Origin of the sequence: Pseudobutyrivibrio sp. ACV-2, from assembly GCF_900107545.1 — a bacterium.
In the GTDB taxonomy this organism is placed as follows: domain Bacteria; phylum Bacillota; class Clostridia; order Lachnospirales; family Lachnospiraceae; genus Pseudobutyrivibrio.
Map to the genome: position 1 here is coordinate 45,649 of NZ_FNQZ01000002.1, position 18,791 is coordinate 64,439.

Genomic DNA, 18,791 nt, shown 5'->3' on the forward strand with positions numbered 1-18,791 from the left:
GCCATGGCCTATACAAACAATCTAAACCAAAGATTGTGTACTGCCCTTGTAAAATTATGCTTGCGATAAAAATACATTCTTTGTAATTTGTTTTTACGTCCTATGTTTGCGAAACACATAAGAACATCTCTTTTGTCCTTTGGCAAAAAATCTGCTTTTATTATTTCGTTCGCAAACAATCTGGATTCAGAAACAAATTCCTTCTTTTTTTCAAAGAAGCTGCCCTGCTTAATATCCTGAATGTTTCTGCCCGCCTTTTCGGAGTCAGATTCAGTTATCGCCCCCATTGCATTTTGCCCTGTTTGTCTATAATACGCCAGAGGCTCATCAATAGCAACCACCTTTCCATTAATGGATGCCAACTCTAATATCAGAGCATCATGCATAGGAATGTTTTTTAAGTCTAGGTATGGCAACATTTTTACCACTAAATCACGGAGTGGTTTGTTGAAGCACATAGTACAACCAGCCGCTGGATTATCAATAATAATCTGGGTATAAGCAGTATTTGAAGGCAATCGTCCAATGTATCTGATGAAAGAATCAGAAAGAATATTAAGCTCTTCATCTACGACCTTCATATCGGTAAATACACAAATCGGGGTGTCAAACTCATCGGTATCCATATGAGTTTTAGCCTTTATCAGGTCAAACTCTGTTTTCTCTAACTTTTCTACAGAGCGTTCGACTTTTTCTTTCAGCCAAACGTCATCCTGATCGCAAAACATGTAGTAGTCAGCATGCACTCTGGTGAGCATCCAAAGGAAATTCTCTTTGGGTCCGCCGCATGGGTGACCAAAATATATCTCTATTTTATTTGGATAATTTTCTCTGTATTCATTTATGATGTCTACGGTATCATCAGTTGAACCATCATCATGAATTACTATTCGAAAATTCTGATAGGTCTGCTCAAGCAAACTGTCTAACTGTTGTTTTAGATACCTACCACCATTGTAGGTGGCCAGTAACACTGCTACATCTTTCATTATCTGTTAAACCCGTATCCTGTCCCAGTTTTTTTCTTGTAGATAATATTGTAAATAAACAAATCCAGATTTGCCAGGGAGCATGTTATTTTACCAATGGTATTGCTGGCCCTAAACTGATTTTTGTAGGTAATCATTTCATGGAGAGTATATATATCTTCCTGTTTGAAATAATCACAGTCATTTAGTAAATCTATAAAATCATAAACTGATTCGTCAGTTACAGTGGTATCTGCTGATATATTTGCGGCTGTATATCTGTGAGTATATAAAGCCTCGTCTAAGCACTTAAACTTCATTCCCTGGGCAAGCATTAAAAGCCAAAGGAAGTAATCATCAGCACCATTTTTTGACATTATATGTGTCTTCCAGAAATCTGGAATAGAAGATTTTCTTATCAGACACTGCCCTGGTGAAATGATTTGGATTCCTACTTTTAAATATGTTTTCAAATCCCCAATCAGTTTCTTGTGATAGCTGTTTCTGTACCACAACAACTCACTACCATCAGCTTGCTCCAGTCTGGCATTAGCAACCTCAACATCTGCATCATCTGTGGCAATAGCTTTCAGGAGTTTTATCAAAGCTTCTCCTTCCAACGAATCATCCTGATCTAAAAACATGATATAATCACCGGTTGCCTCTGCCAGACCTGCAACACGACTGTAATGTATTCCTCTGTTGTTTTCGTTTGTAATGACTTTAAAAAACTGACCCTGAATGTTTGGCGCTTCTAGCCTTTTCCATGGACTGTCATTTACTAAAATGGCTTCCAGCTCATGACCTTTTTTCTGCAGGCTTTGCTGATTTGCAAGAAGGCAATTAACAAGCGTTGCCATATATTTTTCACCCTCGTAAAAGGGAGTAATTACTGTTATTTTCATTTATGCCCCATCCTATAGAATAATGAGTTTCCTCTTTTGCTTTCGGAAACCTATAGTTTATTTAAAAAAGACCTCGTAAAGATTATTATAACCTTTACGGGGTCTTCTTGTCTATTTAGAGCCAGAACCCTTTACAACAACTGCTACTGTTTTGAAAAGAATCTGTAGGTCCAAACCAAGGGACCAATTTCTAATATATTCTGTGTCTAGTGCAACAACTTCTTCAAAGTCCTTAATATCGCTTCGACCGCTTACCTGCCACATTCCTGTAAGACCTGGACGACCGGCAAGTCGTGCTTTGTGATGAAGCTCATATTGAACGAATTCGTTTTCTGTCGGTGGACGAGTACCTACCAATGACATATCACCTATTAAAACATTCCAAAACTGTGGAAGTTCATCAATAGAGTATTTTCTGATGAAGTGGCCTGCTGGGAAAATACGTGGATCATTTTCCATTTTGAACATGAGTCCATTCATTTCGTTCTGATCCATCAATTCTTTTTTGCGTTCTTCGGCATCAGTGTACATGCTTCGGAATTTATAGAATTTGAACCTACGACCATTTTTACCTATACGAGTCTGAGAGAAGAACACAGGTCCTGGTGCCTGGAGCTTGATAACAGGTGCCAAAAATACAAATGCTATAGCACAGAAAACCAAGCCAACCAAACCGCCGATGATATCTAGTGTACGTTTTGCAAATGCCTCTCTGTTAGTAGCCATATGCATACTGGTGGTCATAGTAATATAGTCACCATAGTATTCTATTGTGCGGTTCTTCATCAGATGTTCTGTATGAATAAGGGAAATGTGAACTGTACATCCCAAATCAGTAAGTCTTTCTGCTAAAAGTTCCTCGCTGTATCTGTTCTTTCCATCGATAAACACTTCATCGACTACATTTGTACGAATGTACTCAAAGACAGAATCACAATCTCCTACAACAGGAACTCCCTGAATCTTTTTACCTACCCAGTTTTTATCGATAATGGCGCAACCTACTACCTTATATTCAACGTAGTCTGAACCTGCAAGCTGGCTTAGGCAATGATTTATAGTGCTTGAGTCTGCAATGATAAGCATTGTAGATTTTGTACTATCATCATGCTTCCTGTAGCGAATCAATCTTTTGAAAACAATGCGGAATGCAAACATGATTAAAACCATCATGCCTGCCCATGCAAATATTACTGTGCGGGAAATGCGATTTGTGTATCTGAAGGCTACCAAAAATATAAGGATGCCTGCCAGATTGACAAATGAATGAACTACAACAGCCATTAATTCCTGCCACTTATTTCTGTGTACTATTCCTGTGTACGGATCTCGCAAAGAACAGTTTAAGATGCTGACAAATATGATCATTATAAACATGTTTTCGTAGATATATTCATGAGGAACAATATCTGAAAAAACAACTCTGTCAAATCTAAAAAATAAAGCTAAACCCAACGCAAGTAGTGCGGCCAATGTGTCTAATGTGATGAAATCCCAATGTTTTGCCCAAAATTTCTTCTTTTTTCTATACATTAGACAACCCCTTTATAATACTACGCCATTCTGCTGAAGAAGCTCTCTGGCACTATCAACAGAATCTACACCATGAAGATTCTTGATAGGAGCGAATTCATGAACTCTGTCTACCTCAAATGCAAGGTTGTTGTCCATCATGTGAATCATATCAAGAACTAATAGCTCAAACTTATAGCCGTTTGGCTCTGTTGGAGAAATCTTTTCTCCATTTTCGTTGATGTAAGGGATTTTCTTTTCTACTACATGAACAACCATGTTGTTATCAACGATTTCATCAAGCTTCTCAACTGCAAATAAGTAGTTAAGAATAACGCCATATTTGTAAAGAAGGCTTCCGTCCTCTGCCTTTGCTTCAGACATTTCCTTTGACATCTCGTAGTATTCAACGATGCTTGGCTTGCCATCTTCAAGGCAAAGAAGACCCATCTTTTCAGCTGGCTCTACTTTACGAACAACCTTAGAGCCTGATACATATCCACCAAGGATTGTAGCGCCAATAAATAGAGGATCAGCAATTCTCTGAAGAACATTATCTACAGCAAATACATTAATCCACTTAAGACCCTTTGCCTCGATATCGCCCTTAAGACCTGCCTTGAGCATTGATGCATACCAACCACCATTACCATTTGGTGATGTAGCAAGACGTCCTTCCTCTTCAAGAAGAAGCTTTCCATCGTAATCAACCGCACACGCCATATCCTGAATGAAGAACTTAACGTATTCTGGGTTGTAACCGAAATAGTTGTGTTCCTTGAAGAATGCCTGTGTAGCCTCGTCATTTTTCTCACTAGTCATGATATAAAGTGGTACAAATGCATCAGCCTTTTTAACTACATCCATGAGGTTGTTAATGAGGCACTCAAAAATGAAAAGCTCATGTGTCTGTCCAACATTGTAGCAACCCTTTGGTAAATCAAAGCCAAGACGTGTGCCCATTCCTCCTGCAAGAAGAACCGCACCAACTTCACCCTTTTTGATAGCCTCAAGACCTGCAGCTTCAAACTCAGCCTTTCTAGCCTCAATCTCTGGAAGCTCAATAGCTGGTGGTACCGCAAACTCGCCTCTAACATCTGCTGAATCATTTCCAATAAGCTTGAAATCTGACCAGTTGATATTTTCAATCTGCGCAAGCAAAGATTCTTTTTTCTCGTCTGAAAGATTATCAAAGCCATTCATTACGTGGCCCTGACCAGCCTTTTCCAATAGTTCAATTGCTTCTTCTTTATTCATTTCTCTCCGTCTCCCTATCCCATATATTCTGTGAACTTATACAGCCTAATATTCGATCGTTCACAGTTTATTCACAAGTGTATATATGATACTATCTTTTGCGCAAAAAATGTGCATAAAAATGGTACAAAATTATACTGCATAATGGTTATTTGACACACTAACTTCAGCCAGCGTCCTTTATACCACACCAAATGATGTTTCGCCAATTAATGACTGAGTTACATCACTTATTTCATAGTTATATTTGCAAATAAGATTTACACCATTTTCATCAAGGACCTTCAGATTTTCATTTATATAATTAGTAGCTGAGGCCAAATCCTCTTTATTACCATCTAGAACAGCATATAAGAAAATTTGTCTCATTCCTGAATTTTCTGGGATAGTATCTCCAACCTTATAATTAGGATTTAGTGATAATGTATTCAAATTCTCCTTTATCAGGTCAAGTCCACTTATCTCTGAAATTGTGCTAGGATTTACCCATACACAATATGCCTTTGTATTAGGTATTACAGGGAGATTACCCATAAGCTTTTCCTTTTCTTCAGTAACTCCTATAGCATAATCAATCATACAATTGCATATAAACTCACTACTCATAGTCTTTGCGCCAGGTAAACGATAGTTCATTTCAATAACAGCAGGCTCGCCATTATCTATAATAAATTGAATACTGCCAACACCTGCCTGACATCCTATTCCTGAAAAAAGATTTTTCAATGGTTTTTCCAACTTTTCCTTAATTAGAGCCATATAGTTTGTTGGTGTTCCACCAAATAGGAAAGGTCTTCCGCCCTTTTTATCGCCTAATACATCACCAGACTCGACAAGAATAGGTTCACCATTTACAAAACAGAATAATAATGACACCTCTTCTCCGGCAAAGAACTTCTCAACAACCACCTTTTTTGCATCTGACTTCTCATAGGCATCTCTGTAGCCAGCAATAAGCTGCTCTTCATCGAAGCAAATATGTAGTCCTATGCTGCTGCATCCATCCACCGGCTTAACTACTACAGGGTATTCTATTGCAGCCAAATCACTAGCCTTAAGATTAATATCCAATTGAAAATCCTTAGCAACAGGAACGCCATACTTAATACATTCTTCCTTAAAAAGCTGTTTGTTATTGACAATTTTCCAAGCTTCATCAGAAGCATAAAATGGGAAGCCAAGTCTCTTGCAAAGCTCTCTGTTAGCAGACATACATACTTCACTGGCACCACACAAAACTGCTGTAATACCAGCTTCTTTTGCCTTTTCTTCAAGCTCATCAATTTCAGTAACACTAATGTCCCAATACTCGTCTGCCATTTGCTTAACTGGTGAATCTTCAACTGATAAATTATCAGTAACAATGGAGTATATACCTCTCTCCTTAGATAGTCTTAGCAAAGTATCCACATGCAAGTTGTTGCCTAAAAATAAAATCTTGTCCATCATTCTCACCTTTCACTCATTTAGTATCCCCCTGTTTGTCTCCCCTATTTATAAAAGGCCAATATTAAACTGCGTAACCTTTTTCAAAACGATATCTGCAAAGTAAATCCTCGCCAGTCTCAGAAATAACCTGAATATTATCGTTTACGGATTTAATAAATTCATCTGCATGTTTAGGGTCTGTAAAGGCCATAATATAACCAAGAACCTGTCGCATGCCTGTTTCGTCCTCAATCACATCTCCAACCTGTCTAAACTGCTGAACACTATACTTTTGTGGCTGTGCTTTAAACTCATCCAAGCCTTTGATTTCTGCAATCTTGCCTGGCTTAAGCCATAATGCATAGCTTGCAAACTGTCCCTTTTGTCTCTCTGGAGAAATACCACTGTCCTCTCCAAGGGCATTATCAAGCATGGCTGTACAAAGAATTTCTTCCCCTGGGAATTTTCCACCTGGAAGTCTGTAGTTCATCTCAAGTACTGCTGCTTTTTCACCATCTGTAATTACCTGGATTCCGGCAGTACCAGCCTTTATTTCTAATAAATTAAACAGTTTTTCTATTTGCTTTTCAAGTCTTTTCTCAAAAATATCCTTGTGCTTAGTAGGAGAGCAACCAAATACGCGTCGAGATGCATCATGCTTACATGCACAATCATCACCTGATGCAATAAAGTGTGATTGACCATTTAAAAAGGCATAAATAATTCCAATCTGTTCGCCTGCAACGAACTCCTCAACTACTACCTTTTTGACTTTAGACTTTTCATATGCATCCTTGTAGCCCTCAATGAGTTCCTGCTCATTATTACAAATGTGAAGTCCCAGACTTGAACAACAATCAGTAGGTTTTACAACTACCGGGTACTCTATATTTGCTAAGTCCTCAGCATTAAAATTGATATCTAAATCATAATCTTTAGGAACTGGTAATCCACATTCTATGCAGGCCTGTTTAAATAAAATTTTGTCATTTGTGATATTCCATGCTTTCTCATTGGCATAGAATGGAAGATTGAGTCTTTCACATAATTCTTTATTGGCCTTTATACATACCTCTGAAGAACCACATAATACAGCTGTTACGTTTTCCTCTTTGCATTTTTCTACGAGGACATCATAATCAAATACACTAATATCCCATGCTTCATCTGCCATAGCCTTAACTGGAGATTGCTCAACTGTAAGGTTGTCAGTTACGATAGTGTAAACTCCTCTGGCTTTTGCATATTTAATAAGTTCATCCACGTGGCAGTTGTTGCCTAAAAATAATAATTTCTTCATAATATAAAACCTAACTAAACTTTCTATAAAACTTTTCCTGGTTATCTACCAAGGATTTTATTAATAACTCTTTTTCTCTGTCTCTTCTTATGTAGGTCTTTTATAAATTTTGTATTGTTTGCATCATTGATGATTTTTCCAAGAATCTCATCATAATCATTTTTGTTAAATTGGCTTGCATTATCCTCAAGTTTATTAAGCTCATAATTTCGACGTTCATCAAAATCAAGCTCAAGCCCAACAGCTTCTGCTATTTTTTCCATGATTTTCATACCTTCAAGGTAATTTATTACATTTTCTTTGCTGTAATAATCATTTTTTGAAGACCATGAACCACTATTTGCATTTAGCACATATCGATATGCTGCGAAATACTCACCCATGTTGTACATCTTTCCTACTGAAAGCATGAGTAAAACCTGGCTTCTATCAATCAAAAATCTTGGATCAACATCAATCTTTGTAATTTTTTCCTGAAGCTTTGCGTATCCCACCTTTCTGTACAGAGATGTAGCAGTCTGTCCAGGTAATAAATAGTCCTGAAATGCCTTTACAGTATATTCTCCGCCTTCTTTCATGAAACCGCTATACTGTTCCCTATCTGGCTGACGCACTTCGTTTTCATCAACAATCTGGCAAAGTCCAAAGCAAGCCACATAATCCTGATGAGAATCTAAGAAATCCACCTGTTTTTGAAGCTTGTGGTCATCAATCCAATAATCATCACCCTCGATGAAGGCGACATATTCACCAGTTGTGCGCATAACAAGGTCTGCTGTATTGCCACCCATTCCAAGATTTTTCTCACGAATAAATGGAACAATTATATCTGGATATTTTTCTGCAAATTCTCTAACAACAGCAGCTGTGCCGTCTGTAGAGCAGTCATCTCCTACCAATGCCTCAAATTCAAAATTTGTCTTTTGATTAACTACACTCTCTAATGTGTGTCTAATGTATTTTTCCTGGTTGTATGTGGCTATAACAACGCTTACTTTTTTATTTCCCATTTTTACTCCTCCGGCACATCGCTTGGAGATTCATAACCATCTACCAATGTGAATGCATTTAGTAATTCTTTTATTTGTTCCTCTGAGCAGAACATCATAACGTCTATTATTGATAAGTTTGGAATAAACTCATCACCAAACTGGTGGTAAGATATATCCGAATTAGTCTGTACAAACTTTAAACCCATTCCATTTTCTCTGAAGAAATCCTGGAAATATAGTTTTCTTCCACCAATGGCATTATAATATTCATCTGCATTTCTGGCTTTGCAGATGGCAATTACATAGTGCTCTTTGGCATAGACATTATGAAGTCTTATAGAAGGATCATCTGTAGTGCGAATAATAGGTGTATCTATACCTAAAGCTTTAGCAGTGCGTCTGATTGCATTTGCTAAAAAGGCCGCAAGATTTTTACCTTCTTCTGTGAGCCCATAATCAAGGACATCTTTGATAAGAGCATACACTCTTTCAAAATTAGGCGCCTTGGCATATGCACTTTGGATTGTAAGGAGCATTTTGTCAATTTCTGCTTCTGTAAGTCCAACCTCATGTTCATTAATCATTTTGTTCTGAGACTGCTTAACTACAGGAATTCTAAAATATGATGGAGCGCCATTCATAAGTATAGAATTACGATTAATATAGCCTCCCTTGATGTAGTTCACATCTTCTGCAAGAACATATTCATCTACCGCATTCATCAGCTGCCAATAACCAATGTATGGGAAAAAATATGGCTGCATAATTCCTAATTTCATAACATTACCTCTCGTAATATATTATTTAGTTTTTGCATTGGCTTCGATAATATCACATATCATCTTGACCTGATCGAGCCTTAAATCTGTATAAAGCGGAAGGGTAAGTACTTCCTCAGATAGCTTTTTGGCTATAGGTGTTTCTCCCCTGAAACCAGCATCCTTATAGCAATTAAATTCATTGACAATTGGATAAAAATATTTTCTGGAATGGACATGATTATACGATAATATTTCAAACAACTCATTTCTGTCCATACCATAGGTTTCTTTGTCTATAAATATTGGGCAATAAGTATAATTAAACTCATTGCGAACCTCGTCATAATCAAGGAAGCGGATACCTTTGATATCTGAAAGGCGCTGCCTGTAATACGTAAATAAATCTTTCCTCTTTAAGCGATTTTCCTCAAAGTGTTTGAGATTACATAATCCCATGGCCGCCTGAAATTCATTCATTTTGGCATTGGCACCGACAAATTCTACATGCTCTTCATCCATGATTCCAAAATTGTGAAGCTGATAAACCTTGGTGAGAGTTGCTGTATCATGTACCACTGAAAGGCCGCCCTCTATAGAGTTAAAAGCCTTTGTAGCATGAAAGCTGAACATACATGCATCACCATATTTTGCAGAGCTTTTACCATTAAACTTTTCTCCAAAGGCATGGGCTGCATCATATATAACCTTTAGATTATGCTTTTTTGCAATTGCTTCGATTTTTTCTACGTCACATGGCATACCATATACATGAACCGGCACAATGGCCGATGTTTTGTCTGTGATTAATGACTCAATTTTGTCTGGATCCATAGTGCAGTCACTTTCTCTGATATCACAGAATACCGGAGTTAGGCCATTTCTTACTATTGCATGTGTAGTGGATGCAAATGTAAATGGAGTGGTAATTACCTCGCCCTTAAGCTCCATGGCTTGCAATGTCATTTCAAGAGCCATGTGACCATTACACATTGGAAGGACATGCTTTGCAGATAGAAAATCCATCAGCTCTAGCATAAAAAGTCTTGTGTATTTGCCAACGTTTGTCAGGTTATGGGTTTCCCATATATCCTGAAGATACTTCATGTACTCCTCCATTGGCGGAAGGACCGGTTTGGTGACGAAAATCTCTTCCATTATTTATACTCCTAAAAATCATTCATAAGCTGAGCGATTTCAGCTTCATTTATAACTGTAACCTTGGTATCGCTGATTCTATACACTCTGTCACAAGCCGATAATACACTAGGGCGGTGTGTAGTAAGGATACAGGTACGTTTGCTATCTTTTTGCATAATATTGCTTAATACTTTACGCTCTGTGGCAACGTCGAGAGCTGATGTAGCCTCATCCATAAGAAGGATTGGTGTCTTGCGAAGGATAGCTCTTGCAATGGCAAGTCTCTGATTTTGACCTTCTGAGAAGCCGATACCACTTTCACCGATGTTGTGGTAGATGCCGTCAGGAAGCTTTTGAACAAAATCGTATGCACAAGACTGCTTCAGGGCATCTATAATTTCTTCATCTGTTGCGTCTGGTGCGATGAGTCGCATATTTTCCGCGATAGTACCGGAAAGCATTGTGTTGCCCTGTGGAACATAGGCAATGAGTGGTCTGGTCTCAGGTGAGAGACTGCGTTTTGAAGTAATATCTCCTTCAGCACATGCATATACTTCTCCCTGCTGCACATTAAGAATTCCGAGGAGAATTCTAAGCATTGTAGTTTTTCCTTCGCCTGAAGGACCTACAAGTGCTATGATTTCGCCAGGATGCGCTTCGAGAGATACCTGGTTGAATATATTTCTGCTGTTTTTGTAGGCGAAGCTCATATCCTTTACCTGTACAGCAACACCTGTGTTCTTTGCTTTATCCATAAGTGCATTGAACTCTGGTGTAACAATTTGTTCTTCGTTTGGTATATCAAGTATTTCCTTGACACGTTCTGTCGAAACAGCTATCTGAAGCGATACTGGTATAAGATTTAATAATACTTTTCCAGAGGTCGCTATTCTAACAGCCATCATAATGACTACTGTCAGTGCTCCAAGTGTCATAACACCTGTGTTTACTCTATAAAATGCCCATGCAATACAAATGATTCCTGAAAAAATACCGCCAAGATATGTAACTCCCCATGATAGTAATGAGAATACATTTGATTTCATATCTGCAGCATATCTTTCCTTTTCAAGAGCTTCTATCCTGCTGTAGAATTCATCTGCAAGACCAAAAGCCTTAACGGCCTGAATATTATGGAATGATTCCTTATGGTATGAATTTTCTTTACTTTCGATAATTTTGATTTCTGACTGACATTCGTAGATTTTGTTCATGAATATCTTTGATGAAAACAGAATTATTGGAGCAACTATAATAACTACTACAAGCATACTTGCATCATTAATTATTATGACAAAAAGAGAGGCAAGTATCATCAGTGTGCTAGTGATGATTGTAGTTAAAAATCCATTAGCATTTCCAGATATAACCTTAACATCGTTTGTCAAACGTGTAATTAAATCTCCCGAATGGAAGCGGGTGAGTTCTTCCCAATCAGCTCTGACAATTTTGTCAAATAGCTTTTTAACCAAATGCGATTGCATAGAATTGTAATTCCATGTAGCAAATCTGTTAGATGCAATACTGATTAATGCATTTAAAATGAAAAGTCCTATATATGTAAGACCCATTACTAGTATTTTTTTTGCATCATTTTCTACTGCATAATCAACGATTTTTCCAATTTTGTAGGTAATAATAAACTCTACAATCATGTGGATCATTTCAACACCGATATATGCAACAATTCTGCCTATATATTCTCTGAAAAAACCATATATCCATCTTAAATCGTGATACAGTCTTCCTATGATACCATCTTTATATGATTTAACCTTATTCTTTATTCTTCCCACAACTAACTCCTAACTAGCATCCGCTTTTTGTCTTCTATACCAAGTTGGACTTATAATGACCATCATGTATACTTTCTTTTGATGTCTGTCTAAATATTTATAGTTATTTATACATTCAGCTATTAACAGTTTTCTAAATCTGTTTGTCAAATGATAATGTTTGTAATCATTTTTATCATACCTGAGTATAAGAAGTAGTAGCTCCTCAAACATTGAATAGACAATCAGATGAAGAAACTCTCCATATAATTGTTTTTCGCAACACTTTATCCTATCTAAATGAGCGTCTAAAATATCAAAATGTCTCATATCAGCCTGGCATTTTGCCCCCATAATACTATCTGACCTAATCCTGTAATGATAGAGTGGTTTGTCTAACGTACATACCATATCTGATGCATCTATTATCCTGTGAATTGCGTACTCATCTTCATGTATTTTCCCAACCGCATAACGAACATTATCAAAAACAGATTTTTTATATAACTTGTTCCATGCAACTATCATTAATAAATATTCCGGTGGGAAAATATTGCCAAGTAGTAGCATTGCCTTTGTCTTTGACATCGATTGAGTGCCCATCGTTATATCAGATGGATTGTCATTTTCCTTTCGGATGCCACATACAACAACGTCGGCATCCTTGGCCTGAGCCTCTTTAAGCATGGCTTCTATGTAGTCAGGTTCCACCCAGTCGTCCGAGTCTACTACTGCTATGTAGTCACCCTTTGCCTGATCCAAGCCTGTATTTCTAGCTGCTGATAATCCTTGATTTTCCTGCCTGATGTAAGTAAATCTCGGATCTTTTTTGGCAAAATTTTGGGCTATTTCTGTTGAACCGTCTTTTGAACCATCGTCTATAAGAAATACTTCTATATTGGAATATGTCTGAACTGCCAGAGAGTCTAAACATTCCTTCAGATAGTCCTGAACGTTATAGATTGGAACGACTATACTCACAAGTGGATTATCCTTTGGCGTATAGCTGCGTTTTCCTATATGTTCCATAAGGCCCCTGACCAATTGAGGCTCATTGACATAAGATATCTTCCTTGCAAATAACGCAGTTTCTGTATTTTTTAATTCCGCCAAATCCGTATATACGAATTCATAAGGATTGCCTCTCTTCCAATCGATTAATCGAAATGACTCACCTGCGATACGACTTTTAAAATCTGAATTGAAAGCCAGCGTCTGCAGATATATCTCGTCAGGTGCGTCTGTAAATCTATACATATCTAGTATTTGACGTTCATTTGCAACTACATATCTGGCGAAGTCATCTGTTATTGAGCACCAGTTGTCACCTTTAACAAACTGAATATCAGGATGCTTTTTTGTTCTGTCTACACCGTGTTCCCGTTGCCTGTCCACCAGCCACCAGTTAAACTGAACCATTTTTCTGAGAAAAGCACGTTTTTTCCCTGGGCCATCAAAATAACCTCTGCCTACCCAGCGCATTAGAGGATAATAGTATTTAATTTTGTAGAAAAATCTATCGTCCTGTTCTCCATTGTGGTGATAATTAATAAACTCAAGATTTTTATCTTCTAAATATTGATGAATATAATCCATAGATTTGATAGGAAAATCTACACCAGATAAAAGATGATAATAGTGATAATGTCCTTGACCAGTTGCCAGTTTAAATAGTTCTAGCTCACATTGAATAAAACTAGTGTGGCCCCAGCGAACATTCAACCTGTGTGCAAAATACAGACCTGACTCTTTTACCCAGGAACGGATTTCATCAAAATCTGCATAACTGGTCTTTTTATCTATATGTATGAAAATGTCATTTCTCTTATCATCTAAGGTGAATAAAAGATATTTAAGTGACTCAAAATCATTATGAGCCATTATTAGAAATGCATGTTTCTTTTCCACAAAAATCTCCCTTTAACCCTTCCATTCCCCAATGGTAGGTCGCTTTCGCAATTTACGATAAACATCGTATATTTTCAAATATATATCCCCAAATACATCTCCTTCGATTTTTGTTTTGATATATAAACCATACCTATAATAAATCTTTGCTTTATCATAGCTATAAAAATCTGTAAATGATGATTTGTGCTTTAACGCAACATTCAGCCAATAAAGATAGTAACTATCCTTTGTTGCTTTTATAGCATTAACCATGTCATCTGCTGTATGCCCCTCGCCGGCATGAGCCATGAATTTAAATACCAGCTGATAATATTTTTCTTTAATCTGACCGCTAAAGGCATTTTCGAAATATGGTTGAATTCCTTTAACAAATATCAGATGTTCTTCAAAGTTCTTTTTTATACTGTTTACCGACCCCATCGTTGAATTACTTCTGATTCGATAATAATATGTTCTGGCAGCTATGCTGGAAATACTATTTGCATGAAGTGCATAACATATATTAAATGCCAGATCCTCTCCAATATGACAATCCTGAATAAATGAAATATGATTATCTTTTATTATGGAGGCTTTGTATAGCTTGTTCCAAACCTCATAGCCTAATTGATAGTCAGCCAATGTATTTAAAATCAAATTAAGCTTCATGTCATCTGTTTCGGTTTTAATATTTCCCTGTAGAAAATCATACTCTTCTAAAAGATTTCCAGAGTCGTCAGTTCTATGATATTGGCAATTCACCCAATCAGAGGAATCCCTTTCAATGGCCTCCACCATAGTCGCTACCATGTCATTGGATACGTAGTCATCACCGTCTACAAAACAAATATAATCTCCGTCAGCCTGCTCCAATGCAAAATTTCGTGCAGTGGAAACACCTGAATTATCACGATGAAATCCTCGTATTCTATGGTCATTTTTCATAGCAGTCTCTATATGGTTCCATGTGTTATCTGTTGAGCCATCATCAACAACAATTAATTCAATATGCCTGTAGGTCTGTGATAAAACAGATTTCAGACATTGTCCTATATAATTTTCTATATTAAATGCTGGAATTATTATTGAGACCAACTTATTTGCTTTAAAATCCAATGTATCCATAATTAATCTTGTATAAACATTTTACAGAAAATACCTGGTGTGCTCTTAAACATTCTGTATTTAGCCTGCTGTTTTTTTGTTAGTATTTTATGGTAACTGTCATAAAGTCTGATGAACATTTCCATAGATTGATGTTTCATTTTATCGTTTCCATTCTTATAGAAATGAGCGAGCTTAAGTAGTGACCATTTTAATGTAGTAGAAGCAAATTCATCGTCATTATGTTTAAGAGCTATACTAAGACGTTCTTCATATGCTTCTACTCCATTAAGATGCTTTATATTGTTCGCGTTGTCCTTTCCAGTTATGCTAGCTTCATTATTTCGATACACATAATTTGCCTTTGATATGTACGCCACTTTATCAATATTATAAATCATATGATTAATCATAAACTCGTCCTCATGAAGCTTGCCATCAGGAAAACGAAATGATTCAAATAGCTTACGCTTGTATAGTTTATTCCAAGCAACAACCATAAGTACATATTCTCTGGAAATTGGATTGGTAAGCCAATTTCTACAATCCTCTGGCGAAAGGATTCTATTTTCATCAAGTTCCATGGAAGAATCGGTGAGTTTCGAAGAAATAATATCGCATAAAACAAAATCCGCATTCGTCGCTTCAATTTCATTTACAAAGGAGTCAATGTAATTATCAGTAACGAAATCATCAGAATCAATAAAGCATAAATAATCTCCTTTAGATATATCAATGCCCGTATTTCTTGCTGCAGATAACCCTTGATTATTTTGATGACAAACAGTAACTCTAGAATCTTTAGTTTTCCAAATGTCGCAAAGTGTTCCACTTGAATCTGTAGAACCATCATCCACTAAAATTAATTCGATATTAGAATAGGTCTGTTGAACTATTGACTCGATACAATGATCAAGAAATTTCTCAACATTGTAGACCGGTACAATCACCGAAACCAGCTTTGAATTATTAAAATCCATTTCCCTACTATTTATCTCCCTTTAATTTTATCTTTAAAATATATCATTTTTCCAAAAAGCAGATTTCCCTTTTCTACTCCAAATAAACGATTCAATATTCTCATAAATATGGTGTATTTTTTCCCACTTTTGCCATGCCAACTTCCATCATAGTGGTGAATGGAGTATGTATTATTAGTAATCTTTATGCGCCCTGTATCCCAACTTTTGGGACAAAAATATTCAACAGGATATATTGCCATACCATCTATCTGTTGACGTGTTCCATCAAGTTTTAAGCCATGTTCTAGTAGAACTTTTGTCCTTAGTTTTGGACTTTCTATATATTCTTCTAACCCGTCGTACAGATTTATCATCTCTTGAAATAAAGAAAACCCCGGAACGCCTCCAAAACCAAGTCCGTCTGCGATTAAATCTTCTTTTTCAAATCCAATGAAAGCTTCATGAGTACATAGTGGAATCAGGCTCTTTATCACTTCCACATCTGTATCCAAGTATATACCACCATACTGAAGTAATATATCCAGTCTGGCATAATCTGTTGCGAATGCCCATTTTTTATCATTAACAGCTTTTTCCATGAACGGATGCTTGTGAATGTCGTAGTTGTTTTCATTCCATTCTATTATCTCGAAATCTGGACAATTTTTACGCCAAGAATCTATACATTTTCTGACACTGGCTGGTTTTTCACTTCCACCAAACCAGAAATAATGAATTGTTTTAGGTATTAATAGATTTTCCATTACTCTCCTACTGTTGTTGCGTTTGATATAAAATATAATTATAATTAAAGTATGAATAAAACAATAACAACAATCATACCTTTTTTTAACAGCGGTACTGCCCTGTCTGTCATGGTTGACAGCATTCTTGCAGGGACTGTTCTTCCATCTGAAATATTACTTATTGATGACGGATCATCAGATGATTCTCCTAAAATAGCAAGCGATTATGCTGCTCGTTATCCTTTTATTAAATATATTAAGAAAGAGCACGCTGGCGTATCTGCCGCTAGAAATCTGGGACTCGAAGTAGCCACCGGAGAATTTATAAGCTTTCTTGATGCTGATGACTACATTGAAAGTACAATGTATGCACAAATGTTAGAAAACTTAAGCGATGATGTAGCTGGCTGTGTTTGCGGCTATTTTACCGAAAAGGACGGGATTTCAACCGAATATTTTACATCATACGGTAGCTTTAGTTCTAAGGAATTATTGAAAGCTATGTTTACTGATGATAATGTAAGAGGCTTTCTTTTTACCCGACTTTTTAAGGCTGATGTAGTAAAAGCTTTTCAATTTAATACTGATATCAGTATGTGTGAGGATTTATTGTTTCAAACCACAATATTTTCCTCTATACCTGATCTTAAATTTGCTTGTGTAAACGCACCTCTTTATCACTATGTCCAAAATAGTATGTCTGCCACCAATGGCATTAACTATTTCAAGGATGGGGTCTTCAAATATAAACCTGCATTTGACCTTATTAGAAGTATGGCTCCCTTTAAGTTTATTGAAGAGAGCTATAATTCCATTTTGGAATTTAGCATGTACAATCTGCTTGTTGCCTACAAGGGCGGTAAAAAAGATGTAATTACTCAGGTTCGGTTGGTGCAAAAGGAACTAAAATGTACTCATCCTAGCAATGTTTCTAAGAGGCGGTTGGCTTATGTTTATTGCCCGCTCATATTTAGTCACATTTTAAGGTAACAATTGTAATATATTAGCCTTTTGCAATTCTGTAAAAAATCCTAAGCAAATAAAAAATCTCGTATATACCTGTACGTAAACACAAGTATCTAAGGAAGCCGATTTTCTTGCTTTTTCCTATTTCCTTAAGAGTATGTTGGAACTCTTTGGATCTAATTTCTTTATTTATTTTATGTTTTACCATACCTGCATCACTCGTTCCTCTAAAGTGATCGTAGCAAGCAGTTAATCGGCTGACCCAATCGTTTATGTAGATTCCCTTTATAACAAGTATGTTGTCATCTGTAACATCATGTTGGGATGATTCCCAAGTAATAAAACGTCGATAGATACATTTTGTATCCTCTAAATCATTTGAATGATATGAAATGGAAAGACTATCATCGCGTCGTTTTACATAATGGTAAAGAGCAATATTTTTCATTCCAATATATCCAGGACATTTATCCAAATAATCAAGATTGAACTTTAAATCCTCCCCAATATGTACTCCTTCATCAAATCTAATGTTGTATTCTTTTATTTTCCGCAAATCGTAACATTTATTAGTTACAAAATTAAAAATACCAAGCCATGAAAGTGTCGCAGCAGAGCTTCGATTTAATAAATAACATTCACCTTCAATAAAACCATGAATAGTTTCCAATATTAGTTTCTTATTCCTAATGTTCCTATTGTATAAATTGTCAAAATACATGCCACACATGAAAAAACTAATATCTTTTCCTTTCCATCTATCAACACCTGCAATATAATTTTGTGCAAGTTCTGAATCAGGATAATCGTCCGCATCTATAAAGGTAATAAACTGGCCTGACGCAGCTTCAATACCTTCATTTCTAGTGTAAGAGACGCCTTTGTTTTCATGGCTGAGAACTATTATTCTTTTATCTTTCGAGGCATATTCGTTTATGATAGCCAAAGAGTGATCCGTCGAACCATCATCAACCACAATAACTTCAAGATTAGAATATGACTGATTTACAACTGCATCCAAGCAAAACTTTATGTATTTTTCTGCATTGTAAACTGGTATTACAATGGATAACAACAACTTTTCCATA

General features: G+C 36.5%; 16 protein-coding genes. 1 reads left to right on the forward strand and 15 read right to left on the reverse strand.

The features are described from left to right. Positions 1-8: 8 nt before the first annotated feature. The 14 genes from BLV53_RS02950 to BLV53_RS03015 form a co-directional block, all read right to left on the reverse strand. Positions 9-989: a glycosyltransferase family 2 protein gene (locus BLV53_RS02950; RefSeq protein ID WP_090296867.1), complete on the reverse strand. Its 981-nt coding sequence runs from the start codon at positions 987-989 to the stop codon at positions 9-11. Continuing rightward, positions 989-1,873, reverse strand: coding sequence for a glycosyltransferase family 2 protein (locus BLV53_RS02955; protein ID WP_090296870.1), 885 nt, complete (start codon positions 1,871-1,873; stop codon positions 989-991). The genes BLV53_RS02950 and BLV53_RS02955 overlap by 1 nt, the downstream gene beginning before the upstream one ends. A gap of 111 nt (positions 1,874-1,984) precedes the next feature. Then, on the reverse strand, positions 1,985-3,406 hold the full coding sequence (locus tag BLV53_RS02960; RefSeq protein WP_090296872.1) for a sugar transferase: 1,422 nt from the start codon (positions 3,404-3,406) through the stop codon (positions 1,985-1,987). A gap of 12 nt (positions 3,407-3,418) precedes the next feature. Next, on the reverse strand, positions 3,419-4,642 hold the full coding sequence (locus BLV53_RS02965) for a UTP--glucose-1-phosphate uridylyltransferase (protein ID WP_170830733.1): 1,224 nt from the start codon (positions 4,640-4,642) through the stop codon (positions 3,419-3,421). A 180-nt stretch (positions 4,643-4,822) separates the two neighbouring features. Beyond that, on the reverse strand, positions 4,823-6,091 hold the full coding sequence (locus BLV53_RS02970) for an ATP-grasp domain-containing protein (protein WP_090296876.1): 1,269 nt from the start codon (positions 6,089-6,091) through the stop codon (positions 4,823-4,825). A gap of 61 nt (positions 6,092-6,152) precedes the next feature. Next, on the reverse strand, positions 6,153-7,370 hold the full coding sequence (locus tag BLV53_RS02975) for an ATP-grasp domain-containing protein (protein ID WP_090296879.1): 1,218 nt from the start codon (positions 7,368-7,370) through the stop codon (positions 6,153-6,155). A 41-nt stretch (positions 7,371-7,411) separates the two neighbouring features. After that, positions 7,412-8,380, reverse strand: a complete 969-nt coding sequence (locus tag BLV53_RS02980) for a glycosyltransferase family 2 protein (RefSeq protein WP_090296880.1) — start codon at positions 8,378-8,380, stop codon at positions 7,412-7,414. A gap of 2 nt (positions 8,381-8,382) precedes the next feature. Then, the gene (locus BLV53_RS02985) at positions 8,383-9,141 is read right to left on the reverse strand and encodes a WbqC family protein (protein ID WP_090296883.1); all 759 of its coding nucleotides are present in this window, start codon (positions 9,139-9,141) and stop codon (positions 8,383-8,385) included. Positions 9,142-9,162: 21 nt separating this feature from the next. Further along, positions 9,163-10,278 carry a DegT/DnrJ/EryC1/StrS family aminotransferase gene (locus BLV53_RS02990; RefSeq protein WP_170830734.1) on the reverse strand — a complete coding sequence of 372 codons (1,116 nt, stop codon included), beginning with the start codon at positions 10,276-10,278 and terminating at the stop codon, positions 9,163-9,165. Between the two features lie 11 nt (positions 10,279-10,289). Beyond that, positions 10,290-12,056 (reverse strand): ABC transporter ATP-binding protein, encoded by a 1,767-nt coding sequence (locus BLV53_RS02995; protein WP_090296891.1) that lies wholly within the window; start codon positions 12,054-12,056, stop codon positions 10,290-10,292. Between the two features lie 9 nt (positions 12,057-12,065). Then, a complete protein-coding gene (locus tag BLV53_RS03000) occupies positions 12,066-13,943 on the reverse strand; it encodes a glycosyltransferase (RefSeq protein WP_090296894.1) in 1,878 nt (625 codons plus the stop codon). 12 nt (positions 13,944-13,955) lie between these two features. Beyond that, positions 13,956-15,050, reverse strand: coding sequence for a glycosyltransferase family 2 protein (locus tag BLV53_RS03005; RefSeq protein WP_090296897.1), 1,095 nt, complete (start codon positions 15,048-15,050; stop codon positions 13,956-13,958). 2 nt (positions 15,051-15,052) lie between these two features. Then, complete coding sequence (locus BLV53_RS03010) at positions 15,053-16,009, reverse strand: glycosyltransferase family 2 protein (RefSeq protein WP_090296899.1); 957 nt, start codon at positions 16,007-16,009, stop codon at positions 15,053-15,055. 11 nt (positions 16,010-16,020) lie between these two features. Beyond that, positions 16,021-16,755 (reverse strand): glycosyltransferase family 32 protein, encoded by a 735-nt coding sequence (locus BLV53_RS03015; protein ID WP_090296902.1) that lies wholly within the window; start codon positions 16,753-16,755, stop codon positions 16,021-16,023. Positions 16,756-16,806: 51 nt separating this feature from the next. On the opposite strand from BLV53_RS03015, the gene BLV53_RS03020 reads away from it, so the two are divergent. Next, positions 16,807-17,727, forward strand: coding sequence for a glycosyltransferase family 2 protein (locus BLV53_RS03020; RefSeq protein WP_090296904.1), 921 nt, complete (start codon positions 16,807-16,809; stop codon positions 17,725-17,727). 13 nt (positions 17,728-17,740) lie between these two features. Here the strand turns inward: BLV53_RS03020 and BLV53_RS03025 are convergent, their stop codons facing one another. Continuing rightward, positions 17,741-18,790: a glycosyltransferase family 2 protein gene (locus BLV53_RS03025; RefSeq protein WP_090296906.1), complete on the reverse strand. Its 1,050-nt coding sequence runs from the start codon at positions 18,788-18,790 to the stop codon at positions 17,741-17,743. Position 18,791 lies beyond the last annotated feature (1 nt).